General features: G+C 67.1%; 21 protein-coding genes. 10 read left to right on the top strand and 11 right to left on the bottom strand.

All coding sequences use genetic code 11. The features are described 5' to 3' along the window. From mraY to NOF53_RS07630, 9 genes are all read right to left on the bottom strand, one after another. Positions 1 to 1,080, bottom strand: coding sequence for a phospho-N-acetylmuramoyl-pentapeptide-transferase (gene mraY, locus NOF53_RS07670; protein WP_255966922.1), 1,080 nt, complete (start codon positions 1,078 to 1,080; stop codon positions 1 to 3). After that, positions 1,077 to 2,591, bottom strand: coding sequence for a UDP-N-acetylmuramoyl-tripeptide--D-alanyl-D-alanine ligase (locus tag NOF53_RS07665; RefSeq protein ID WP_255966920.1), 1,515 nt, complete (start codon positions 2,589 to 2,591; stop codon positions 1,077 to 1,079). The genes mraY and NOF53_RS07665 overlap by 4 nt, the downstream gene beginning before the upstream one ends. Then, positions 2,588 to 4,201, bottom strand: a complete 1,614-nt coding sequence (locus NOF53_RS07660; protein WP_255966918.1) for a UDP-N-acetylmuramoyl-L-alanyl-D-glutamate--2,6-diaminopimelate ligase — start codon at positions 4,199 to 4,201, stop codon at positions 2,588 to 2,590. The genes NOF53_RS07665 and NOF53_RS07660 overlap by 4 nt, the downstream gene beginning before the upstream one ends. A 175-nt stretch (positions 4,202 to 4,376) precedes the next feature. Continuing rightward, entirely contained in the window at positions 4,377 to 6,227 is a 1,851-nt protein-coding gene (locus NOF53_RS07655; RefSeq protein ID WP_255966916.1) for a peptidoglycan D,D-transpeptidase FtsI family protein, read from the bottom strand. Beyond that, on the bottom strand, positions 6,224 to 6,904 hold the full coding sequence (gene ftsL, locus NOF53_RS07650) for a cell division protein FtsL (RefSeq protein ID WP_255966914.1): 681 nt from the start codon (positions 6,902 to 6,904) through the stop codon (positions 6,224 to 6,226). The genes NOF53_RS07655 and ftsL overlap by 4 nt, the downstream gene beginning before the upstream one ends. Next, the gene (rsmH, locus tag NOF53_RS07645) at positions 6,901 to 7,917 is read right to left on the bottom strand and encodes a 16S rRNA (cytosine(1402)-N(4))-methyltransferase RsmH (RefSeq protein ID WP_255966913.1); all 1,017 of its coding nucleotides are present in this window, start codon (positions 7,915 to 7,917) and stop codon (positions 6,901 to 6,903) included. Before rsmH ends, ftsL begins: the two co-directional genes overlap by 4 nt. Before the next feature lie 198 nt (positions 7,918 to 8,115). Continuing rightward, positions 8,116 to 8,547: a division/cell wall cluster transcriptional repressor MraZ gene (mraZ, locus tag NOF53_RS07640; RefSeq protein WP_255966912.1), complete on the bottom strand. Its 432-nt coding sequence runs from the start codon at positions 8,545 to 8,547 to the stop codon at positions 8,116 to 8,118. Positions 8,548 to 9,032: 485 nt separating this feature from the next. Next, a complete protein-coding gene (locus tag NOF53_RS07635; protein ID WP_255966911.1) occupies positions 9,033 to 9,461 on the bottom strand; it encodes an SCO2097 family morphological protein in 429 nt (142 codons plus the stop codon). Between the two features lie 234 nt (positions 9,462 to 9,695). Next, on the bottom strand, positions 9,696 to 10,106 hold the full coding sequence (locus NOF53_RS07630) for an SAV_6107 family HEPN domain-containing protein (protein ID WP_255966910.1): 411 nt from the start codon (positions 10,104 to 10,106) through the stop codon (positions 9,696 to 9,698). 227 nt (positions 10,107 to 10,333) lie between these two features. Between NOF53_RS07630 and NOF53_RS07625 the strand changes: the two genes are divergently transcribed. Genes NOF53_RS07625 through NOF53_RS07605 form a run of 5 tightly spaced genes read left to right on the top strand, consistent with a single transcriptional unit; the run spans position 10,334 to position 15,322 of the window. Continuing rightward, a complete protein-coding gene (locus NOF53_RS07625; RefSeq protein WP_255966909.1) occupies positions 10,334 to 10,969 on the top strand; it encodes a GNAT family N-acetyltransferase in 636 nt (211 codons plus the stop codon). Between the two features lie 34 nt (positions 10,970 to 11,003). Then, the gene (locus tag NOF53_RS07620) at positions 11,004 to 12,593 is read left to right on the top strand and encodes a phytoene desaturase family protein (protein ID WP_255966908.1); all 1,590 of its coding nucleotides are present in this window, start codon (positions 11,004 to 11,006) and stop codon (positions 12,591 to 12,593) included. Continuing rightward, on the top strand, positions 12,590 to 13,411 hold the full coding sequence (locus NOF53_RS07615; protein ID WP_255966907.1) for a carotenoid biosynthesis protein: 822 nt from the start codon (positions 12,590 to 12,592) through the stop codon (positions 13,409 to 13,411). The genes NOF53_RS07620 and NOF53_RS07615 overlap by 4 nt, the downstream gene beginning before the upstream one ends. A gap of 31 nt (positions 13,412 to 13,442) precedes the next feature. Then, positions 13,443 to 14,165, top strand: a complete 723-nt coding sequence (locus NOF53_RS07610; RefSeq protein WP_308213789.1) for an LppM family (lipo)protein — start codon at positions 13,443 to 13,445, stop codon at positions 14,163 to 14,165. Between the two features lie 56 nt (positions 14,166 to 14,221). Beyond that, a complete protein-coding gene (locus NOF53_RS07605) occupies positions 14,222 to 15,322 on the top strand; it encodes a glycosyltransferase family 2 protein (protein WP_255967228.1) in 1,101 nt (366 codons plus the stop codon). Here NOF53_RS07605 and metF read toward each other — a convergent pair. Then, positions 15,315 to 16,322 carry a methylenetetrahydrofolate reductase [NAD(P)H] gene (gene metF, locus NOF53_RS07600; RefSeq protein WP_255966906.1) on the bottom strand — a complete coding sequence of 336 codons (1,008 nt, stop codon included), beginning with the start codon at positions 16,320 to 16,322 and terminating at the stop codon, positions 15,315 to 15,317. The genes NOF53_RS07605 and metF overlap by 8 nt on opposite strands. A 171-nt stretch (positions 16,323 to 16,493) precedes the next feature. On the opposite strand from metF, the gene NOF53_RS07595 reads away from it, so the two are divergent. The 4 genes from NOF53_RS07595 to NOF53_RS07580 all read left to right on the top strand — a co-directional run bounded on the left by NOF53_RS07595 (position 16,494) and on the right by NOF53_RS07580 (position 21,844). After that, positions 16,494 to 17,591, top strand: coding sequence for a polyprenyl synthetase family protein (locus NOF53_RS07595; protein WP_255966905.1), 1,098 nt, complete (start codon positions 16,494 to 16,496; stop codon positions 17,589 to 17,591). Positions 17,592 to 17,601: 10 nt separating this feature from the next. Continuing rightward, the gene (gene crtI / locus NOF53_RS07590; protein WP_255966904.1) at positions 17,602 to 19,209 is read left to right on the top strand and encodes a phytoene desaturase family protein; all 1,608 of its coding nucleotides are present in this window, start codon (positions 17,602 to 17,604) and stop codon (positions 19,207 to 19,209) included. 81 nt (positions 19,210 to 19,290) lie between these two features. Then, positions 19,291 to 20,895, top strand: a complete 1,605-nt coding sequence (locus NOF53_RS07585) for an alpha-(1->6)-mannopyranosyltransferase A (protein ID WP_255967226.1) — start codon at positions 19,291 to 19,293, stop codon at positions 20,893 to 20,895. Between the two features lie 7 nt (positions 20,896 to 20,902). Continuing rightward, the gene (locus NOF53_RS07580; protein ID WP_255966902.1) at positions 20,903 to 21,844 is read left to right on the top strand and encodes a phytoene/squalene synthase family protein; all 942 of its coding nucleotides are present in this window, start codon (positions 20,903 to 20,905) and stop codon (positions 21,842 to 21,844) included. A gap of 25 nt (positions 21,845 to 21,869) precedes the next feature. Here NOF53_RS07580 and NOF53_RS07575 read toward each other — a convergent pair whose 3' ends face one another. Then, positions 21,870 to 22,238, bottom strand: a complete 369-nt coding sequence (locus NOF53_RS07575; protein ID WP_255966900.1) for an Rv2175c family DNA-binding protein — start codon at positions 22,236 to 22,238, stop codon at positions 21,870 to 21,872. Positions 22,239 to 22,368: 130 nt separating this feature from the next. Here NOF53_RS07575 and pknB point away from each other — a divergent pair, with 130 nt between their 5' ends. Continuing rightward, positions 22,369 to 24,348, top strand: a complete 1,980-nt coding sequence (pknB, locus tag NOF53_RS07570; RefSeq protein WP_305086601.1) for a Stk1 family PASTA domain-containing Ser/Thr kinase — start codon at positions 22,369 to 22,371, stop codon at positions 24,346 to 24,348. Positions 24,349 to 24,369: the final 21 nt, after the last annotated feature.

Below are 24,369 nucleotides of genomic sequence, written 5' to 3'. Positions count from 1 at the left end.
TCAGCCGCCGATCGCTGCCAGGTATTCGCTGTAGAACAGCGCGAGACCGATCGCCGAGGCAATGGCCGCCAGCAACCAGAAGCGGATGATCACCGTGGTTTCCGCCCACCCGGCGAGTTCGAAGTGATGGTGGAACGGCGCCATTCGGAACACTCGTCTTCGGCTCGACCGGAACACCGCGACCTGGATCACCACGGACGCCGCTTCGGCGACGAAGAGTGCGCCGATGACCACCATCAGCAGTTCGGTGCGTGTCGTGATGGACAACCCGGCGAGCATTCCGCCCAGAGCCAGGGAGCCGGTGTCGCCCATGAAGATCTTGGCGGGCGCAGCGTTCCACCACAGGAAGCCGATGCACGCACCGGCCCCGGCGGCGCAGATCAGGGCCAGGTCGAGCGGGTCCCGGACGTCGTAACAGCCCTTTCCCGGACTGGTCTCACACGCGTTGCGGTACTGCCAGAACGTGATGATGACGTAGGCGCCGAGGACGAGGCTCATGGAACCAGCCGCCAGGCCGTCGAGGCCGTCAGTGAGGTTGACGGCGTTCGACCACGCACTGACCAGCAGGTAACAGAACGCGACGAACACCACGGAACCTACGGTCACCGTCGCGATGTCGCGGACGTACGACAGATGCGCGCTGCCGGGGGTGAGGTCGTTCGCGCCGCGGAACTGCAGCGCAAGGATGCCGAACGCCACCGCCGCGACCAACTGGCCGACCAGCTTCGCCGTCTTGTTCAGTCCCAGGTTGCGCTGCTTACGGATCTTGATGAAATCGTCGAGGAAACCGACACCACCGAGCGCGGTGGTCAGGCCCAGCACCAGCAGACCCGACGCCGACGGGCCGTCCGCGTTGTAGCCGATACCGATCAGGTGCGATCCCCAGTACCCGGCCCACAGGCCGGCGAGGATAGCGACGCCGCCCATCGTCGGGGTCCCGCGCTTCGACTGGTGACTCGCCGGACCCTCGACGCGAATCTCCTGGCCGAAACCCTGACGGGAGAACGCCTTGATGAGGACGGGGGTCAGCAGAATCGAGACGGCAAGCGCGATGCCCGCCGCGAAAAGGATCTGTCTCACCGCATGGCCTCCGAACCCTTCTGTCCCGTGTGTCCCGCCAGCACCGCGTCCGCGACCTCCCACAGTCCGATCGATTGCGACGCTTTGACCAATACGAGGTCACCGGCCGCCAGTTCCTTCTCGAGCAACGCGATCGCGGAGGCTGCGTCGGGAACGAGTATCGCCTCGTCACCCCACGAGCCCTCCATGACAGCGCCTTGGTGCATAGCCCGTGCCGGTCTGCCCGTACCGACGATGATCAACTTGCTCACGTCCAGCCGGACCGCGAATCTGCCGATCGCATCGTGCTCGACCACTGATTCTGGACCCAGCTCCGCCATTTCCCCGAGTACCGCCCAACTGCGGCGCGCCGCGCCGCGACCGGTCCTCGCCATCGACACCAGCGCCTTGATGGCCGCCCGCATCGAATCAGGATTGGCATTGTACGAGTCGTTGACGACCGTCACACCGTCCGGGCGATCCCGCACATCCATTCGGCGAGCAGACACCGCTGCGGCCCCGGACAGGGCCTGGGCCACCTGGCCGAGATCCGCACCGCACTCGAAAGCCACTGCGGCAGCGGCGAGCGCGTTCCCGATCTGGTGTTCACCATGCACGGCCAGCTCGACCGGAACACTGCCCGAGGGCGCGGTGAGCGTGAACCGCGCACGCGCCTTCTCATCGAGCACGATGTCAGTGGCCCGGATATCCGCCGCCTCCGACTGACCGACGAGAACGACGCGCGCCGAGGTCCGCGAGGCCATGGCGACGACCAGAGGGTCGTCTGCATTGAGCACGGCGACGCCGCCGTCCTCGGCAGCGGGAAGCGCTTCGGCCAGCTCCCCCTTCGCGAGGGCGATCGCGTCACGCGAACCGAACTCACCGAGGTGCGCCGTACCCACGTTGAGGATCACCCCGATGCGGGGAGGCGCGATGGTGGCCAGGGACGCGATGTGTCCCAGGCCGCGTGCAGACATCTCGAGAACCAGGAATCGGGTGTCGGCGTCCGCGCGCAGAGCCGTCCAAGGATGTCCGAGCTCGTTGTTGAACGATCCCGGCGGCGCCACCACCGGCCCCGAGGGACGCAGAACAGCGGCCAATAGATCTTTGGTCGACGTCTTGCCCGCGGACCCGGTCACTCCGACCACAGTCAGGCCCTTGTCGGTGAGTTCGTCGACACAGGCCCGCGCGAGCTTTGCCAGAGCGGCGAGTACAGCGGCGCCGGACCCGTCCGCATCGTGTTCGAGTGCCATCGCCCGGCTCGGGACATCCGGCGGAATCGGCGGCACCACAACCGCGGGAACCCCTACCGGACGCGCCGCCAGGACGGCGACTGCACCGGCCGCGACTGCAGCAGCCGCATGGTCGTGGCCGTCGACACGGGCACCGGGCAGAGCGAGGAAGAGGCCGCCGACGCCAACCTTCCGCGAATCGAACTCGACGCTGCCGATCACCTCGGCGGAAGGATCGACGACGTCGTGGAGTTCACCGCCCACGATCGCTGCAATGCGAGCGAGTGTCATCGGGATCATTTGCTTCCTCCGACTACCTGCTCGATCGCTTCGCCCAGTACCTCACGATCGTCAAATGGGTGCTTCACCCCGGAAATCTCCTGACCGGACTCGTGTCCCTTACCCGCGACCAGAACTACGTCGCCTGCCTGCGCCCAGCTGACGGCGTCGGCGATCGCCCTCGCCCGGTCCGCTACTTCCCGTACTTCTCCCCGCTCGGATTCCGGCACCTCGAGTGCACCTTCCCGGACCGCGGCCCTGATCGTCGCCGGGTCCTCGGTGCGCGGGTTGTCGTCTGTGATGATCAGCAGGTCCGCCCCTCGCGCCGCGGCCGACCCCATCAGGGGTCGCTTCCCGGTGTCGCGGTCACCTCCCGCACCGACGACCACCGCGATGCGGCCCGGCACCTGGCTCCGAAGCGTCGCAATCACGGCTTCGAGGGCAGCGGGTTTGTGCGCATAGTCGACGACAGCGAGGAAGTCCTGGCCCCGATCGATCCGCTGCACCCGTCCGGGTACGTCGACCTCCGCGATGCCCTTCACGGCCTCGAGCGGATCGACCCCCAGCGACGCGCCCAACGCGACGGCCACCGAGGCGTTCGCCACGTTGTACCGACCCGGAAGCTGCAGCAACACCTCGAGCGACGTGCCGTCCGGTGTGGTGAGGGAGAAAGTCTGCGAACCGGAAGGTGACACCGTCGGCGCCCCTGCGGTCCACTCGGCCTCCGGACCGCCGGGCACGGTGGCCACCCTCGACACGACCGAGTCGGCGTCGGCGGCAACCTCTGCCATCCGTTGCCCCCATACGTCGTCGACGCAGACGACCGCCCGCGGTGCATGGACTGACGATTCGGCACGGAAAAGCCTGGCCTTGGCGGCGAAGTAGTCCTCGAAGTCGCGGTGGAAGTCCAGGTGGTCCTGCGAAAGATTGGTGAAGGCACCCACATCGAAGCGCACACCGTCGACCCGGCCGAGCGAGAGCGCGTGACTGGACACTTCCATCACCACCGTGTCGACCCCTTGCTCGAGCATCACAGCGAACAAGGCGTGTAGTTGCGGGGCCTCGGGCGTCGTCAGTGCACTCGGCACCCGTCGACCTTTCATCCGCGTTTCGATGGTGCCCACCAGACCAGTGGTGCGCCCGGCTGCGGTGAGGGCACCCTCCACGAGATACGAGGTGGTGGTCTTTCCGGAAGTCCCGGTGATACCGATCACCTGCATGCGCTCGGACGGCCGTCCGTAGATGGTGGCCGACAACTCGCCGAGAACTCCGCGGGGATCGTGGTGGACGAGGACGGGCACGTCCGCGCCCAGCCGGGTCACCACCTCGAATCCAGCCTCGTCCGTGAGGATCGCGGCCGCACCGCGTGCCACAGCGTCTGCCGCGAACTCCGCCCCGTGCGCCCGCGCACCGGGCAAGGCCGCGAACAGGTCGCCTTCGGCGATGGCCTGAGCCCGAAGATCCACTCCCGTGACGACGACGTCGGCGGCTGCGCCTGCGGAAGCCTCGATTCTGGCTCCTGCGGCTGCGGCGAGAACGTTCACCGGGGTGCGGACCGGGTGGGCGGGGCGCAGGTCTTCCACGGATTTCAGCGGCGCGGACGTCGACTGCGGGCGGGACGGAACAGGCACCGGGCTCCTCTCGGGTGTCGACTCACTTCGGATAATGGGCGTCACGCACGGCTCGAACAGTGCGCGACCTGGGCATCTTCACGCGACATTGTTCACTGAACGACTGTGCCCACTGAACGGCCGACGTGTCAGATTACCGCGACCGTTCCGAAAGGCGGATTCGGCCGACCATCGCTCAATCGGCTTGGAGCACCAGCCTGCGTCCGGGATCGGGGGACATCGGGACGCTGTCACGTTGGAGCAACCACGACGCGATGTTGTGAAACAGTGGCGCGGCGGACTGCCCACCGGTGCCGTCGGCGCTACGCGTGGGCGCATTGAGCATGATGCCGATGACGTATCGCGGATTGTCTGCGGGCGCGATCCCGGCGAACGTGATCCAGTAGTTCGAATTCGAGTAGCACTTGCACGCCGGATCGACCTGCTGCGCTGTCCCCGTCTTGCCACTGATCTGGTAGCCGTCGACGGCAGCCTGAACACCGGTACCGCGCTGGTTGCCGGTGTCGTTCTGTGTGACGGACCGGAACATGTCGCGCACGGTGGACGCCGTCTGCGGACTGACGACGGTAACCTCCTCCGGTCGCTCTGTCTCGGTTCTGTCGCCGTCCGCGTCGATCGTTGCCCTCACGATGCGCGGCGGAATGCGGACACCGTCGTTGGCGATGGCCTGATACATGCCGGTCATCTGCAACAGCGTCATCGACAGACCCTGGCCGATCGGCAGGTTCGCGAAGGTGCCGCCCGACCACTGGTCGCGGCTCGGCACACTGCCCGCGCTCTCGCCGGGCAGCCCCACCTCGGTGCGCTGACCGAGACCGAACTTCGACAGCATGTCGGCGTACCGGTCCTCGCCGACGCGCTGGGCGAGCATCAGTGTGCCGACGTTCGACGACTTGCCGAACACCCCGGTAGAGGTGTACGGAGCGACGCCGTGATCCCAGGCATCCTTCACCGACACGCCTGCCATTTGAATGGTGCCGGGAACCTCGAGAACCTCGTCGGGGTTGGTCAGCCCGTACTCGATGGCGGCCGCGGCGGTGACGATCTTGTTCACCGATCCCGGCTCGAACGGGGTACTGACAGACAGATTGCCCATCTCGACGGATCTCGGATTGTTGCCCACACCGATTGCCGGATTGAATGTGCTGTCGTTCGACATCGCCAGCACCTCCCCTGTATGGGAGTCGAGCACCACAGCCGAGGCGTCCTTGGCGCCGGACTTGTCCTTCGCCATCTGCACTTGCTGTTGCACGTAGTACTGCAGATCCGAATCGATGGTGAGTTCCACACTCGACCCGTCCACGGCAGGTTGCTTGTCACGCCAACTGCCGGGAATGACGGCTCCGTCGGACCCGCGGTCGTACGTTTCGGAACCGTCCGTGCCGGCGAGGGTGGAGTCGAGGGAGTCCTCGAGGCCGAGGAGTCCGTGCCCGTCCCAGCCGGTCGCGCCGACGAGGTTCGCGGCAAGCGACCCACCGGGATATTCGCGGATGTCCTGGCGCTCGAGACCCACTTCGGGAAACTTCTCGCTGATGTCCGCCGCAACCGCCGGGTCGACACTGCGGGCGAGGTAGACGAATGTCTCGTCGCTGCGCAGTTTTTCCTTCAGTTCTTTCTCCGGGGCAGCGTCACCGAGCCGGTCGTGGATCTCCGCGGCGATCGCATCGAGCCGGGAATCGACTTCGGGGGCGATGTCGCTCTTGGCTCTCGCCTCCTCGAGTTCCTTGCGGACTCGCGCCGGCTGGAAGGTGAGGGCCTTCGCTTCCATCGTGAAGGCAATGGGATTGGCGTTGCGGTCCGTGATCGATCCGCGCAGCGCCGGATCCACCTGGGTCGTGGTGCGTTGATTCGCCGCCTCGGCCGACAGTTGCGGCGCGTCGATGACCTGAATCCACAGAAGTTGCAGCGCGGCGAGGCCGAGCGCTCCGAACATCATCCCGCGTCCGATCCGCTGCCTGAACGGAAAGGACCCCGTGCCGGCGCCCTTGGGGCGCCGGGGACGACTTCTCGGTGCGTTTCGGTTCACCGGCGACCACCCGATGGTGGTGCTGTCGTCGGTGCAGTGGTCGAAGGCATCACGGGAACCAATTGTTCACCTCGGGCCTGGATCTCAGGGCTATTGCCGGGACGCGGCGTGGCGCGTGGTGCCTGCGTGGTGGTGGAACCTCGGTTCGGAGCGGTCGCGACCGTGCTCCCCGCCTGGGTGAACGGGGCCGCGGCATCGAGCGGCGGCACGGGTGACCCGGATGCCGGAGCCGGCTTTCCGACCACCTCGACGCTTCCGTCCAAGTGCACCACGAGACGAGCCGGATCGTTCGCTGGAACCATCCCCAGCTCGGCCGCTTCCTTTGCGAGTTCGGGCGCAGAGTTGGCTGTCTCCACGTCCCGCTGCAGCGCCGCCTTCTCTTCTGCGAGCGACTGATTGTGTTCACGCGCAGCACTGAGCTGATAGGAATCCTCGGCGGAGCGGGTCGTGAGCAGGAGAGTGACCGCCAGGCCAAGGGTGAGCAACCCGAGAATCGTTGCCACGAAAGGGATCCGGGCGGCGAGCGAACCGGCGCGATTCTTGCCGGCTACTGCGGTCGGCGTTCCGTTGTGCACCGCCGCACGCTGGGTACGTCGCTCGTACGCCCGCTGGGCAGCGCCCGAACGGTTACCCCCGCGCGCGGGTCGCACCTCGGGGGAACTCACCTGAACCGTCATGCCGCCGACCTCCTGGCAATTCTTTCTGCAGCGCGCAAGCGCACCGGGGCTGATCGTGGGTTCTCTTCTACTTCCTGCTCGGACGCGCGCTCCGCCCCTCGGGTGAGGATGCGGAACTCCGGCCCCATTCCCGGTAATTCGACAGGGAGCCCCTCGGGACTCCTCGACTTCGAGCGGGGAGTGATCTCCTGTTTGACGACCCGATCTTCGAGCGACTGATACGACATGAACACGACGCGTCCCCCGACAGTCAACGAGTCGAGCGCAGCTGGTATTGCCGCTCGCAGGGAATCGAGTTCGCCGTTGACCTCCACTCGAAGGGCTTGGAACGTCCGCTTGGCGGGGTGCCCCCCGGTCCGGCGAGTGGCCGCCGGAATGGCGCGATACAACAGTTCGACCAGTTCGGCGCTGGTCGTGAACGGCTGCTTCGCCCGCTGTCGGACGATTTCCGAGGCGATTCTTCCCGCGAATCGTTCCTCGCCGTACGTGCTGAGGATCCGAGCCAGATCACCGTGGCTGTATGTGTTGAGTACCTCTGCCGCCGTGATGCCTGTCGTCGGATCCATCCGCATGTCGAGCGGTGCGTCGATGGAGTAAGCGAAACCGCGATCCGACTCGTCGAGCTGCATCGATGAGACCCCGAGGTCGAAGAGGATGCCGTGCACGGAATCCTCGGGAGGAAGTCCCGCTTCGACGAGGGCATTCTCGATGCCGTCGTACCGCGTGTGGACGAATGTCACCCGGTCCGCGAACTGGGCGAGCCGAGCTCCCGCGATCTCGAGGGCGTGTGGATCTCGATCGAGGGCCACAAGTTTCAGCTGCGGGTACGTCCGGAGGAAGTGCTCGCTGTGCCCGCCGAGGCCGAGGGTGGCGTCGATCATGACAGCTCCCCCACCCTCCGGATCGTGCAAAGTGAGAGCGGGGCCCAGCAGTTCGACTGCCCGGTGCAGCAATACCGGGATATGACCGAAACCATCGGCGGGCGAGGATTGTTCCCCCTCGTGATCCACCATGATCCCTCCGGCTCCTGCTTCTGTGGTGCGGGTGGACGTATCCGAAGCCGGGGTCCACTTGTCGAACTTCTCTTTTCGGCCGGTTGCCGGTGCGAATGCTTCGAGGTCCCTGCCCGAAATGGAAACCTGGCGCTGGGGAAGTGCGTCAGGGTTCCGTCGGACAGAGGCCTCGCTGCATTCGCAGGCTCGCAGTCATGCTCAGACGATCTCGCCGAGCGCGACTCCCGTTGCCTGCGAGTAGTTCTCCTCGTTTTCCTCGATGTAGGTCTGCCATGCTTGCGCATCCCAGATCTCGAGGAAATCGACCGAACCGATCACTACGCAATCCTTGGAAAGACCCGCGTAACGACGGTGATCTGCCGAGAGGGTGATGCGCCCCTGGGCATCTGCGTGCTGCTCATCGGTGCCGGCAGCGAGACCACGGACGAATGCTCGCGCTTCCGGATCGCTTCTCGAGGCGGCCGCGGCCTTGCGCGCAAGCGCAGTGAACTCTTCCCGGGGATACACCGCAAGGCTGTGATCCTGACCCTTGGTGACCATCAACCCTCCCGCCAGTGCATCCCGGAACTTTGCGGGCAACGTCAGCCGCCCCTTGTCGTCGAGCTTCGGCGTGTAGGTACCGAGAAACACTCGACACCTCCCACTACGTCCATATCGAACGCCGCATGCCCGGGCGGTTCACCTTCGCTCCCCGCTGCGCACCACAGTACCCCACTTTCCCCCACTGACAAGGCGGAAAGGACGGTGTTTCCCTGCCGTTTGCTCGATACTTGCTGGTCAACGCGAATTCAGGAAAGTGGGGGAAAATTCCCCGAGTGATCGCAAACACGGCACAGGCACGCGGCCAAGCAACCCAGAGCCCCCCGGCGCGCATCAAAAGACCAGGTGAGCCGCCGCGAATGGACACGACTGCGGTCGCGACTCGATCACCCCACCCATGATGGGGGAAAGTGGGGCGAGACGTGGGTGCGGGTGGGACCCGAATACGGGCGGACGTTCACTGGATCGTCGTCCCGCTCACGACACGACGTCGCGGCGGGGCATTCCTCAGCACAAAAAGGCGTTGGCGGTGTGGCATCGAAATGCCACACCGCCAACGCCGAGAGTGAGTTCTGTTACTCCTGCTCGAACCTCTTCTTGAAGCGATCTTCCATTCGCGACGAGAACCCGCCACTCTTGCGTCCGCTCCGAGGCTTACCCCGGTCGGTCCTCTTGGTCTCGTCGGGCGTGGTCGAGCCGCCACGCGACGACTGTCGGGACTGCTTCTTTCCCCCACCCCACAGGAGGAGGACTCCCGCACCGAACATAACGATGAAGCCGATCAAGCTGATGATCGGAAAACCACCCGGCTTGATCGGCAGGGCGACGCCGGCGATGAGCAGTACCAGTCCCAGGACGAACAGGGCTACAGCTTGCAATCGACGACGACTCGATGCCGCACGCATGCGACCGCCTCGCACAGTGGAGGCGAACTTGGGATCTTCGGCATAGAGAGCGCTCTCGATCTGGTCGAGCATGCGCTGCTCGTGCTCGGAGAGTGGCACGGTACCTCCCCCGGCACTGGAGTGTTGGCCACCGCCTCACGGTGCGAGACGGTGGGTAACCGACTTTGGCGGCTACCTAGATTCAATAATACGAGCAGTTCGATCCCCGTACCACCTACTCGGTGCACGAGTTCGACACCAACCTTACGGACTCCCGCACCGAACCCTGCCTCGGGCTTCGCAATGTGGCCGACCGCGCGCGTGTCCGGGCCCGGTTCCGAGCTCGACGGGCAGCTACGACGCCCTCAAATCGATGTCGACACCGCGCCCGATGTGGTCTTCCACCGCTTGGAGAAACCGCCCCACCTCGACAAAGAACTCGTCCGCCTCGAGATCGGTGAGTGTTCGCGACATACCGGCCTCTATCGCCGCGCGAGTGGCGGAGTGCCCGGCGAAATAGTCGGCCCATTCGCCGAAATCGACCGCCGCGTCGGCCATGAGAACCCAAGCGTTACGCGTTCGTGTCCGTCGGCCTCCCGGCGAGGCACCCTCCGCGGCCGCCAGCACCGCACCGGCACCGCGGAGTGCGGCCAGGTACGCGCTGTGGAAACGATCCGCAGGCGAGCCGGCACCGACCGATTGGGAGAGGAGCGCGTCGGCTCGAGCGAGCAACGACGCGGCGCGCCGCGATGCAGGAGCACGCACATCCCCCGGTCGCCGCGAGCGCTCAGAAGTCGGTCCTGAAACCGAGTTGTTCCTCACTTCGAACACCTCCACAACCCCGGTGTGTCCACCCCGCCGGGCGTAGTCCTGTCGTGAGCCGGGGCGCCGGCGATGCTCGCTTCCCTCGAGCATCACCGGATCCCCGCTATCGAACATCCGTTCGACCTATTCAATATAGCTGGACCCACCGACACGTCGTCAAGAGAAGGGTGAGACCGGTCGACACGAACGCTGACCAGATCCCGCTCGTGGTCGAACTCTCGGCTGCCGAGTTTCGCGACCGCCTCCAGGAGGCCCTCGCGATCTATGTCGCCGCCATGGGCTATCCCCGGGGGACGGAATATCACCGGGCGCCGATGTGGACCGAGCACGTGCAGCGATCAGGGTGGTGTGGTGTCGGCGCAGTGGTCCCCGCCGATCCGTCCACCGAATCCGATGCGGTCGACCGCCTCGTCGCTGTCGCCTACGGCTACCGGGGAGCCCCCGAACAGTGGTGGCACCAGCAGGTCCGCACCGGTTTACGGCACACCGGCTGGACCCTTGACCGGATCGACACGATCCTCGACGACTATTTCGAACTGACCGAACTCCACGTGCACCCCGACGCCCAGGGACACCGTCTCGGCGAGACGCTCCTTCTCCGACTGCTCGACCGCAGACCCGAGCGCGGTGTGCTGTTGTCCACCCCCGAGGTCGCCGACGAGGACAATCGCGCGTGGCGGCTCTATCGTCGTCTCGGATTCACCGATGTGCTGCGGCACTTCCGGTTCGCAGGTGACAATCGTCCGTTCGCGGTCCTGGGTCGTAACCTTCCGCTCGGCCGTAGCCTTTCCGCTGGGCTCTAGCCTCCCCCTACAACAGAACCGCTAGCCTGGCCCGATGATCGATGCGGTGGTGGTCGGGTCGGGACACAACGCTCTGGTGTCGGCGTGCTATCTGGCTCGGACCGGGTGGTCGGTCGAGGTGATCGAACGCGACACGGTACCGGGCGGAGCAGTCTCGACGGTGGAACGGTTCCCTGGTCACCGGGTCGACCGCGGGTCCTCGGCACACATCATGGTTCGCCACACCGGCATCGTCGAAGAACTCGATCTGCACGCGCACGGTCTGCGCTATCTGGACTGCGATCCGTGGGCCTTCGCTCCCGCACCTGCGGGAACCGATCGACCGGGCATCGTCTTCCGCCGCAGTATCGACGCCACCTGCCGGTCCATCGAGGAGTCCTGCGGACCCGCCGAGGCCGACGCGTATCGGCGGTTCGTCGACGTGTGGGGGCCGCGCAGCGCGCGCGTGATGCAGGCATTCAGCAGGCCGCCGACCGCCCCCGCGTTGCTGTCCTCGTTCTGGGGCCTCGACACGGGAGCCGGTGGCAGCGACCTGTCGCGGCAGTTCCTCGCGTCGGGTGACGCCCTGCTGGACGAGTACTTCGACGACGAACGGCTCAAGGCTGCACTCGCCTGGTTCGGCGCCCAGTCCGGGCCGCCGATGTCCGAGCCCGGCACGGCCCCGATGGTCGGATTCGCGGCGCTGATGCACACGATTCCACCCGGCCGGGCTGTCGGTGGCAGCGGCGCGTTGACGGCGGCGCTGGCGTCGCGGTTGCGTGCAGACTCCGGCGTCCTCTCCCTGGGTGAAGAGGTGACAGTGCTGCGCCGGGACGGAACCTGCTGGATCACGCGGACATCGGAGGGGCGTGAAATCCGTTCGCGCACAATCATTGCCGGGTGTCATGTGCTCACCACCCTCAGCCTCCTCGAAGAGGGCGGCTTCGACAAGCAGGCTCTCGATCGCTGGCGCCGGCGGATTCGGGTCGGACCGGGTATCGGGATGGTGGTGCGGCTGGCAACCGACGCATTGCCGTCGTATCCGAGCGCTCCCGACACCTCGGTGACCAGCGGACTACAGCTCCTCGTGTCCGATCGCGCGCAGCTGAGGCTCGCCCACGGTGCCGCATTGGCCGGGGAACTTCCGCCGCGGCCCGCGGTACTGGGAATGAGCTTCAGTGGCCTCGACCCCACGATCGCGCCCGCGGGTCAGCATCAGGTGACCCTGTGGTCCCAGTGGCAGCCGTACCGGCTCAGCGGCGGGCGGCGGTGGAGCGACCTGGCCGGGTCCGAAGCCGATCGCATCGTCGACGAAGTCGAGGCTCTCGCCCCCGGTTTCTCCGCATCGGTCCTGGACCGCCATGTGCAGTCGCCGCGGGACCTCGAAGACGAGATGGGACTGATCGGGGGAAACGTGATGCACGTCGAGATGTCCCTGGATCAGATGATGATGTGGCGGCCTCTCCCGGAACTGTCGGGGCACCGAGTCCCCGGAGCCGAACACCTGTATCTCACCGGCGCCTCGACGCATCCGGGCGGCGGGGTGTCCGGCGCCAGCGGGCGCAGCGCCGCAACCCTCGCGCTCCACGACGCGCGCCGCGCCGCCAGGACCGCCCGTCTGCGGCGCCTGTGGCCGAGGCGATGACCGCTCGCATTTCCGTCCTGGCTGCCGCAGCAGCGATCGCGGCGCAAATTATCTACCCCTTGGTGCACGGTGACCTCCGCGACGTGGTGACGGTCTGGGTCGTGCTCCTGTTGGCCGCGGCGAGTATCACCCACGCCGCCGTCACGCGGGGGCCGCGCTGGACCGCGGCTCTGGTGCTGGTGACCGCGGGACTCGGCCTGTTCTCGGAGGTCGTCGGGACGGCAACCGGCGTGCCCTACGGCTGTTACGACTACAGCGTCGACCGACTCGGCCCGGCACTCGCCGGTGTTCCCCTTGTGGTGCCGTTCGCCTGGACAGCGGGTTTCTACCCGGTGTGGTGTGTCGCCTCCCTACTGGCGCGAGGCAGACTTCGGCACCTTGTTCGAATTGCCCTCACGACCTTCGGAGTCGTCGGGTGGGATCTGTATCTCGACCCGCAGATGGTCGCGGACGGGCAGTGGACATGGTGCGTCGCCGACGCGGGTCTTCCCGGTGTGGAGCACATCCCGGTGACCAACTACGTCGGCTGGTTCCTCGTGGCGGCTGCCATGGCGGCCGCCATGGAGTGGTTCGACCACCGCATTTCCCACACCGATCCGAGTGCACCGCACCACGACGGCGTCCCGATCACCCTGTTCCTGTGGACCTGGCTGGGGTCGGCACTGGCTCACGCCGTGTTCCTCGACGGACCGGGACTTCGATACTCGGCGATGTACGGGTCGATCATGATGGGATTTCTCGGAATTCCCCTGCTCGTCGTCCTTCTGCGGTCGAGGGTCCGGCAACCCGAGATCCCCGACACGCCCCCTCGCGCCTGACACCGGTTCACGCCCCTGGCACGATACGACTGTGCAGCTGCCCTCACTCCCCGCCCCGAACACCACCCGCGCGCGGAGCCGGGCCCTCTCGCTGACGGCCCTGGCACTCCTGCTCGTACCGCTGCTCGCCGGCTGCCTGCGTGTTCAGGTGTCGATGGGAGTATCCGCGGACGACCGGGTCTCCGGCCAGATCGTGGCTGCGGCCGTGCCCGCGAACGATCAGGACAAGGGGCCGCAGCTCACCCCGCCCAATGCGTTGTCGGGCAAGATCCGCGTGCAGGAGTACAAGAAGGACGGGTACGTCGGTACCCAGGCGTTCTTCAGCGATCTCACGTTCGGTGACGTGCAGCAACTCGGCTCGATGTCCGAGCAGGCCACCGGCAGTTTCCAGATTTCGCTGCGCCGCACCGGCGACCTCGTGACCCTCGAAGGCAAGGCCGATCTCAGCTCGGTTCCCGCCCAGGGCACCGATGTGCAGTTCACCATCGCCTTCCCAGCCCGGGTGGCCACGACCAACGGCACTCGTGAAGGGGACTCCATCGTGTCCTGGAAGCTGCCTGCGGGTGACACGTCCACCATTCGCGCCGAGGTGCGCTACTCCGACCCCAGTACCCGCAGCTTCGCGGGCTGGGCGGGCATCATGGCGGGTGTGACGCTCGGGGTGGCCGTGATCGTGGGGGCGCTGGCATGGCTGGCCCGCAACAAGGAGCCTGCGGTGGGCAGCGGACGCCGCAAGGACTCCTCGACCGTGTGACTCCTGCGGCGATCGTTCATCTGGTCCGCATAGGTTCGCTGCTGTCGGTGGCCGGGATGGTCACCGCCGCCGCCAATCTGCGCAGCGCTCCACGCCTGCGGGTGCCGTCCCGCACCATCACCGAACCGGTCACGGTCTGCATTCCTGCCCGCAACGAGTGCCGTCGACTGCCTGCGCTGATCGAGGACCTGACCGGTCAGCGCGGCGTCGAGGATCTCTGGGTGCTCGTGTTCGACGACGCCTCGACCGACGACACTGCCGCGATAGCCGAGGCTGCGGTGGCCGGCGACCCGCGGTTCACCGTCGTCAGAAGCAGCGACGAGCCGCCCCCAGGGTGGGTGGGAAAGCCCGCGGCCTGCCACCGCGCCCGCGAACACGCCGAAGCGCTCCATCCGGACCGGGGCGGACTGCTGGTCTTCCTCGATGCCGACGTGCGGCTGCAACCGGGCGCGCTCGCCGCGGCCTGTTCCGCACTCCGCGACACCGGGGCGGGGTTGGTCTGCCCGTGGCCGTTCCAGGAGTCGGTGTCGATCGCCGAGATCGCCGTCCAGCCGCTCCTCGCCTGGTCGTGGGCCGCTTCGCTGCCCGTGCGACTCGCCAATCGTTCGTTGCGGCCGTCCATGGCGGTGGCCTGTGGACAGTTCATGGTGTTCGACTCCGCGGCCTACCACCGGGTGGGCGGGCACGGCGCCGTGGTGAACAGTCTCACCGAGGATCTCGACATCGCCCGACTGCTGCGACGCCGCGGAGTTTCCACGCACGTTGTCGCGGCAGGTGGTGTCGCGACCTGCCGGATGTACGAGGACGCGCGGGCTCTGCGCAGCGGATACGACCGCTGGTTGTGGACGGCCTTCGGCTCGCGGTGGGGGGCGGTGACGGCCCTCGGCATGGCCGGATCTGCGTACCTCCTGCCGCCTGCAGCGCTCGCGGTGGGCCGCGGCCGGGTGCGCCGCTGGGGCGCAGTCGGTTATCTCGCTGCGGTGACGTCGAGGCTGTGCGCACGAGCCCTCGAACGGGGGGCGTCACCCACCGCGACGGACGTGGCCGGGGCGATGGGTCACCCGTTCTCGGTCACCGCGACAGCAGCACTGACCGTGTCCTCACACCTTGCCCACCACCGTGGACGGACCAGCTGGAAGGGGCGGGCCCTCAGCTGACGCGGGCCGAAGTGACCGGCCGGGGCTCGGCTGCTCCCGATCCGACCTTGTCCCCCAGCCTCGCCAGCACCTCGCTGGTGGCACGGGCAAAGTTCAACGTGATGAAGTGCAATCCCGGCGCACCCTCGGCGATGAGCCGCTCGGCCATCTCGGTGGCCACATCGATGCCGATCTCACGGACGGCGGCCCGATTCTCCTCGGGGCCGTTACCGGCGGCCCGGCTCAACCGGCGTTCCAGGTCGACCGGCAGCCGCGACCCCGACAGTTCCATCACACGCTGCACCGACCGGAGGGACGTGATGGGCATGATTTCGGGAATGATCGGCTTTTCGCCCTGCTCGGCGTCGAAAGCCGCGACGCGGTCGCGCAGGCGAAGGTAGTCGTCGACGTCGAAGAACATCTGGGTAATGGAGTACTCCGCGCCGGCACGGAGCTTCGCGACCAGGTACCGGGTGTCGTGGTCGAGGTCCGGCGCCCGGTAGTGACCTTCTGGGAACGACGCCACGCCGACATGGAAGTCACCGAGGTCACGCACGAGGCGGACCAGTTCCTCGGCGTACTCGACGCCCTCCGGATGTTTCTTCCATTCGCCCAGCGGATCGCCCGGGGGGTCGCCACGCAGGACGAGAATGTTGCTGATTCCGCGGTCGGCATAGGCGCCCACCATCGACCGGAGTTCGTCGACACTGTGCGACACCGCGGTGAGATGCGCCACGGGCAGTAGCGTCGTCTCCTCGGCGAGCTGACCGGTGACACGCACGGTGCGGTCACGAGTAGAGCCGCCGGCGCCGTAGGTCATGGACACGAAGGCCGGTCCCAGACGTTCGAACTCCCGGACAGCGCGCCACAGGCGGGCCTCGGCGGCCTCGTCCCGCGGGGGCGAGAATTCGACGGAGAAGGGCACCCGACCGTCACGGCGCGACCGGATGCGGTCGACGATGGAGGGAGTGCGGGTCACCCAGCCTTCGCTGGCCCGCCCCCTGACGGAATCGAATGTCACCCGACAAGCATAGGTACCGCTGCGCCGTCTGTGCCCACCGCGTCTTCGATCATCATCGATCGGGGAACGAGGCCTGCGTCGGAAACACGGCATCAGAACCTGCCGGGGGACGCCCACTATGGTGGTGACGAGGCCTGCTGCCGCTCGCGGTGGGCACGCGGAACTTCGATCTTGGAGGCAACACTGTCCGTCGGAACGCGCCCCACCGCTCTGGCGGCCGAGGTCGAGAATGCGCTTCGGGAGTTCTTCGCCGGCCGGACGGAGTTGGTTGCCTCCGTGGGCGGCGGCTACCGCGACGCCGTCTCCACCCTGGAAGACTTCGTTCTCCGTGGCGGAAAGCGAGTCCGCCCGGCATTCGCGTGGACCGGGTGGACCGGCGCGGGCGGTGACCCGCACGGTCCCGAGGCCGGTCCGGTACTGCGCGCCTGCTCGGCTCTCGAGCTGGTCCAAGCCTGCGCCCTGGTCCACGACGACATCATCGACTCCTCGACCACCCGACGCGGGTTCCCCACCGTCCACGTCCAATTCGAGGAACTTCACCGCGCTGGTTCCTGGAGCGGCGAGTCCCTGCACTTCGGGGAGGCAGTCGCCATTCTGCTCGGCGATCTGGCGCTGGCCTGGGCGGACGACATGATCCGCGAATCCGGCATCGGCCCGGACGCCGTCGCGCGCATCTCCCCTGTCTGGTCCGCGATGCGCACCGAGGTCCTCGGCGGCCAGTTCCTCGACATCAGCAACGAGGCCAGAGCCGACGAGTCGATCGACGCGGCGATGCGGGTGAACCGGTACAAGACCGCCGCGTACACCATCGAGCGACCACTGCACCTCGGTGCTGCCCTCGCCGGGGCAGACGACGATCTCGTGTCGGCTTATCGGCGTTTCGGGACGGACATCGGGATCGCATTCCAACTGCGGGACGATCTTCTCGGCGTCTTCGGCGACCCGGCCGTGACCGGAAAGCCGTCGGGTGACGACCTCCGGGCAGGCAAACGCACCGTGCTGTTCGCCATGGCGCTCCAGCGGGCCGACCGCGAGGATCCCGAGGCGGCAACATTGCTGCGCCGGAGCATCGGCACCGACCTGTCCGACGCGGAGGTGGACGTCCTCCGCGAGGCGATCACCTCGCTCGGCGCAGTCGCCGACGTGGAGCAACGCATCGAGGAACTCGTCGGCTCGGCGCTGACCACCCTGACGGCGAGCGCTGCGACACCCGAGGCGAAGCAGCAACTCACCGACATGGCTGTCGCCGCGACGCGGCGCAACTCCTAAAAGGCACGAGATGGCACGCACACTCCGCACCGTTCCGGGTCCCACCGATCACGTCGTGGTCGTCGGCGCCGGTCTGGCCGGCCTGTCGGCAGCTCTGCACCTGAAGGGGTCGGGTCGACGTGTCACCGTCCTCGAACGGGATTCGCTGCCTGGCGGCCGGGTGGGCACGTACCGCGGCCCGGGCTACGACATCGACAACGGGGCAACCGTCCTCACGATGCCGGAGCTGATCCGTGAGGCCTTGGCAGCGGTCGGTGCGGATCTCACCTCGACCCGGCCCGCCCTGGTGCTCGAGAGACTGTCCCCGGCCTATCACGCGCGGTTCCCGGACGGGTCGTCGCTCGATGTCCACTCGGACCCCGACGCGATGGTCGCCGAGATCACCCGGGTGTGCGGACCCGAGGAATCCGTCCGCTACCTGAAGTTACGACGATGGCTCGGTCGCATCTTCGACGCCGAGTACTCCCGCTTCATGGACGCGAACTTCGACTCGCCCCTCGACCTCGTGTCGAGCCGGGCCGCCGCGACGGATCTGGTCACGCTCACCGCCCTGGGTGGGTTCGGCCGGCTCGGTTCCCGTGTCGATCGCACGATCAGCGATCCGCGACTGCGCCGGATCTTCACCTTCCAGGCTCTGTACGCCGGGGTGGCGCCGGCCGACGCTCTCGCGGTGTACGGCGCGATCGCCCACATGGACACCTCGCTGGGCGTCTACTTCCCGCGCGGCGGCATGCGCTCCATCGCTCTCGCGCTCGCCGATGCGTTCTCCACGGCGGGCGGTGATCTCCGGCTCGACACGACGGTTACGCGGGTGGACACGTCGGGCGGCCGGGTGCGCGCCGTCCACACCGCATCCGGTGACCGGATCGAGTGCGACGCGGTGGTGCTCACCCCGGACACCGCAGTCGTCGACGAACTGCTCCGGCCGGCTACCGGAAAGATCCCGCGCCGCGTCCGGGTGTCACCGTCCGCGGTGGTGCTCCACGGCACGATTCCCACAGCGGTGAGCGCCCGGTGGGCGGCCCAGCGACACCACACCATCGACTTCGGCTCCGCGTGGGAGAAAACCTTCGCCGAGATCACGGCGCGAGCCGGACGCGGTCGCCTCATGACGGACCCCTCACTGCTGCTGACCCGGCCTGCACTGTCGGACCAGAGCCTCCTCGTAAACCGCTCGGATGTTCCGTCCGAGCCCCTGTCCGTGCTTGCGCCCTGCCCCAACCTCCACAGTGCCCCGCTCGAGTGGTCGTCCCTGACCGGCCCCTACGTCCGCGAACTTCTGCAGGTGCTCGAGGACCGCGGTTACGCAGGCATCTCCGCAAGGTTCGAGATCGACCACGTGGATACCCCGTTGACCTGGCTGAACAAGGGCATGAGCGCGGGCAGCCCGTTCGCTGCAGCACACGTCTTCCGTCAAACAGGCCCCTTCCGGCGTCCGAACCTGGTGCCGGGGCTGGACAACGTCGTCCTGGCCGGTTCCGGCACCGTTCCCGGTGTCGGCGTTCCGACCGTCCTGCTGTCGGGGAAACTGGCGGCCCGGCGCATCACAGGTGCGCAAAAGCCCGAAATGCGGATATATGAGCGAGGCGTGGCAATAACTGGTGTCGCGAGCAATTAAACTAGGCGCGACCATGTGGTGCGCGCGATGATCGGTGCACCGATCGCAACCGAACTCACCCCGGGGGAGGAATCTGCACTCATGACGTCCTCTGCCCCGCAGGCGACCGTCGCCCACGCGACGACACTGCCGCACCGTTCGTGGCCTCAGACCACGGCCGACTTCCTCCGAAGCACGGCGGGACACGCGTCGATACTCGGTTTCGCCGGCGCGATCATGATCACGTTCGGTGGTTTCGGAGCGGGCAGCGTCCGCCGTGAGGATCCTCTGCTCGAGGCGATGCATCTGTCGTGGCTACGGTTCGGGCACGGCCAGATTCTCTCCACCGCCATAGTCTGGATCGGCGTCATCTCGATGATCACCGCCTGGGTCCGGTTGGGGCGCGGAACGCTGGCCGGGGACGTCGCGCTGCGACAGTTACGCATTATCGTCCCGATCTGGACGGCGCCCCTGCTGCTGGCGGTGCCCATGTTCAGTCGCGATGCCTACTCGTATCTTGCCCAGGGCGCTCTCTTGCGCGACGGGTTCGATCCCTACGCAGTTGGTCCGGTGGTCAATCCTGGGATTCTTCTCGACAACGTCAGCAACGTATGGACCACGACCACCGCGCCCTACGGTCCGGTGTTCCTCCTCCTCGGGCAGGGGATCACCGCCCTGACCGGTGACAACGTGATCGCCGGCACCATGCTCCTGCGTCTGACGATGCTGCCGGGCCTTGCCCTCATGATCTGGGCGGTTCCACGCCTCGCGCGACATCTGGGTGGAAACCCGGCCATCGCCCTGTGGTTGGCAGTGCTCAACCCCCTCGTCCTCGTGCATCTCATCGGCGGGGTCCACAACGAGATGCTGATGGTCGGTTTGATGACGGCAGGAATAGCACTCGTCCTCGAACGGCGCCATCTCGCGGGCATCGGGCTCGTCGCGATCGCAGTGGCCATCAAGGCGACCGCTGGGGCCGCGCTCCCCTTCTTGGTGTGGATCTGGATGCTGCACGAGAGGCAGAAGGCACAGGCCGAGGGCCGCACTCCGGCGTCACCGCTGACACTGTTCGCGAAGACTGCCGGCGCGGGGTTCGCCGTCTTCGTGGTGATCTTTGCCGCGGCGTCGGCGGTGGCCGGAGTCGGACTGGGCTGGATGACGGCGTTGTCCGGTTCGAACAAGATCATCAACTGGCTGTCGTTGCCGACCGTTCTCGCGCACGTGGTTACCGTCGGAACGTCGTGGTTCGCGGATCTGCGGCTCGGGGAAATCCTCGCGATCACCCGCCCGATCTGCGCGGTCGCACTCGTCGCGATCGTCCTGACAGTGTGGTGGAAATTCAAGAACACCGAACGGGACGCGATTCTGGGAATCCTGATCGTCCTCGTGGCCATCGTCATTCTCTCACCGGCCGCGCTGCCCTGGTACTACTCCTGGCCCGTCGCCATCGCGGCCGGCTTCGCACTGTCCACGCGCACCCTCATGGTGCTTGTCGGGCTCTCCACCTGGCTGATGCTCGTGTTCCAGCCCGATGGCTCGATCGGCCTCTACACCTTCCCGCATGTCGTACTCGCCACGTTCGCCGCTGTGGTCGCGGCAGTGTCGCTGCGCACTGTCGACCCGCTGCGGCTGCGCGCACCCCGGCCGACGCCCGAGGTTCCCGCCGCCGGACTCGGAAGCGTAGCCGCCTCACCCGGTGTCGAATAGCCGGGCAATGACGGACCTGGCGGACAGCTACCGCTACTGCGGCGCCCTGACGGCGGAGCACGGACGCACCTACCACCTCGCCACCCGATTGCTTCCCGGGCCCCGTCGCACGGCGGTCCATGCGCTCTACGCGTTCGCCCGTACGGTCGACGACATCGTCGACGTCGAGATGGGCGAGGAGCGATCGATCCAGGACTGCGCAGCAGAACTCGATCGAATCGAGAAGATCCTCCGCCTGGGTTTCGCCGACCGCACCGCCGTGGACCATGGGGCCGTTGCCGAGATGGCACCCGTCCTTCCCGCTTTCCTCGACACGGTCGCTACCTTCCGCATCCCATCCGAGTACTTCTTCGCGTTTCTCCAATCGATGCGGATGGATATTCCCGGCGCGCAGGCGCACCGGCCCCGGTACGGCACGATGGCTGCCCTCCGGGAGTACATGTACGGCTCGGCTGCCGTGATCGGATTGCAGATGCTGCCGATCCTCGGCACGGTCTGCCCCGTCAGCGAAGCCGAGCCCCACGCCGCAGCCCTCGGCGAAGCGTTCCAGCTGACCAATTTCCTCCGGGACGTCGGAGAAGACCTCGACCGGGGTCGCGTGTACCTACCGGCTGACGAGCTCGCAGCCTTCGGTGTCGACACCGACCTCCTGGTCTTCAGTCGACGCACCGGGACGACGGATCAGCGCATCGTCCGGGCGCTGGCCCACCTCATCTCGGTCACGCGGTCGGTGTACCGGGACGCGGAGCCGGGAATCGGCATGTTGGACCGCCGGGTACAGCCCGGGATCAGAACGGCCTTCATCCTGTACTCACGGATTCTCGACGAAATCGAGCGCAGTGGCTACGCCGTCCTGCACCGGCGCGCGACGGTGCCCCGCAGAAATCGGTGGTCCACTGCTCTGCCGCAGTTCGCCCGGCTCGTGGTACCCCCACGCGGCCGGAAGTGACGCGGCCTCACAGACGTGACGGCGCTCAGAAACCCATCGCCTGAGCCCGGCGGATCACCTCACGCGCCAGGTCGCCGTGAAGCGCCTGCACGGGGCTACCCGGCAGGCTGTCGTCCTCACGGAAGAGCCAGAGCAAGATCTCTTCGTCACGAAAACCGCCGTCGTGCAGTACCGCGATCAGGCCGGGCAGCCACTTCAACGTCTGCCCGTCGTCGCCGAAGAACACTTCCGGCACGCCGAGTACGCCGTCCCGGCGCACAGCGAGCAACTGCTCATCCCGGAGAAGTTGCTGCACGCGCGTGACGGGTACATCCAGCGACTTCGCGACGTCCGCCAGCTGAAGTAGCGAGACAGACGGGTCCAGGACATCGTCACAGTAAGGGATGGCACTCACTCCCCTAACGTTATCTGGTCGGTTCCGGCGTGGCGCTACCGGTCGGTCTCGCTGGCTACGATTGGAGGGCGCGTGGCCGGGCTGCGCGGACATACGGGGGACGGACACAGTGCTTGATGGAGGTCAACGTTTGATCGGCGAACTGCTCGACCGGCGCTATCGGGTGGATGCCCTGATCGCGCGTGGCGGTATGTCCACCGTGTATCGGGGGCTCGACATGCGCCTCGACCGTCCGGTGGCCATCAAGGTGATGGACCCGCAGTTCGCTGCCGACCCGGCCTTCGTCTCCCGCTTCGAATTCGAAGCCCGTTCGGTGGCCCGGCTCAAGCACCCCTCCCTGGTCGCGGTCTACGACCAGGGACACGACCGCGAACACGCCTTCCTGGTGATGGAACTCGTCGACGGCGGAACGCTGCGAGAACTGCTGCGTGAGCGCGGGCCGATGCCGCCGCATGCCGTGGCCGCGGTGGCAGGACCGGTCCTCGACGCCCTGGCGGTCGCTCACCGCGCGGGACTCGTGCACCGCGACGTCAAACCGGAGAACATCCTGATTTCCGACGGCGGCGAGGTGAAGATCGCCGACTTCGGCCTGGTCCGTGCCGCCGCGGCGGCCACCACCACGTCCAACAGCGTCATCCTCGGCACCGCGGCATATCTGTCGCCCGAGCAGGTGACGTCCGGGGTCGCAGACACCCGCAGCGACGTCTACTCCACCGGAATTCTCCTTTTCGAGCTTCTCACCGGGCGCACACCGTTCACCGGGGACACCTCCCTGTCGGTTGCGTATCAACGCATCAACCAGGACGTCCCCCGACCGGGGTCCTACATCGCCGGGGTCCCGCACGAGTTCGACGAACTCGTCGCCGAGGCCACCCACCGGGAACCTTCGCATCGCTTCGCCAACGCCGAACAGATGGGAACGGCGCTCCGCAGTATTGCAGCTTCGCTCGAGCTACCCAACTACCGGGTGCCCGCACCCCGCCGGTCGGCGCAGCATCTTGCGGCCGCTGCGAGCGCGCCCCCGCCCAGCCCGCTCGCCCCACCCACCGTGCATCTTCCCGCTGCTCCGCTCCAGGCACCGCTCCCGCGGCACAGCGGGCAGCCCGGTGTACAGCACACCCGCATCGTGACTACGGGCACCCCTCGTCCCCCGATGGACGGGCAGGGGTTCGACGTCGACGACGAACCCGACGACGGATACCGGTACCCCGACTTCGCGGCCGAGCGCCAACGGTCGCGGCGAACGACGATCGTGTGGCTGCTGGTGATTCTGATGCTCGCCCTCGCCGTGGGGTTCGGCGGCTGGTGGATGGGTTCGGGCCGGTACACCGCGGTCCCGGCCATCGACGGGCTGGGTCGAGGCGCCGCGGTAACAGCGATCGAGGCGGCGGGGCTGTCGTCGGAGATCCGCGGCGAGTACTCGGACACCGCCGCACTCGACACGGTACTGGGAACCGATCCCCCGGGTGGCTCGCGGATCTCCCGGGACGGGACGGTGGCGCTCATCGTGTCACTCGGACGGCCGACCGTCCCTCCCCTGACAGTCGGCGGCGACCGCTCCGAGATCGAGCGCGAACTCCGGAACCGGACCTTCACCCCCGTCGACGGGGGGCAGGCGTTCAGCGCAAAGGTGCCGATAGGTGCGGTGGCCGCGCTCGATCCGGCGCCGGGTACCGAACTCCCGACAGGCTCGCAGGTGAAGCTCGTCGTCAGTAAGGGTGCTCCTCCGGTCGACATCCCCGACGTGCGGGGAGTGTCGGAGGCCGAGGCCCGGGCAGCCCTCGAGTCGGTAGGCATCGTGGTGCAGAACACCGCTACCGACTTCGACCGGAAGGTCGAGGAAGGCGATGCCATCGCCACCGACCCGAAGGCCGGCACCCAGGTCAGCGCCGGCACCAGCGTCACCTTGACGGTGTCCAACGCTGTGCGGCTGCCGTCGATGCTGGGACGCACCGTGGGTTCCGCACGTGACGAGCTGACTCGACTCGGACTCGAGGTGAAGGTGCGTCAGGTCACCGACACCGACCGGTCCGTGGTGATCAGCCAGAACCCGGGCAGCGGCGACCTGGTGAAACCTGGTAGCACGGTCACCTTGGTGTCGCTGCCCTGAGTCTGTTGGATGCGCCGCGTC

The organism is Rhodococcus tibetensis (assembly GCF_024438035.1).
GTDB lineage: Bacteria > Actinomycetota > Actinomycetes > Mycobacteriales > Mycobacteriaceae > Rhodococcus_F > Rhodococcus_F tibetensis.
Note: the sequence above shows the minus strand (reverse complement) of the source record. Positions and strands in the feature narration are given on the sequence as shown.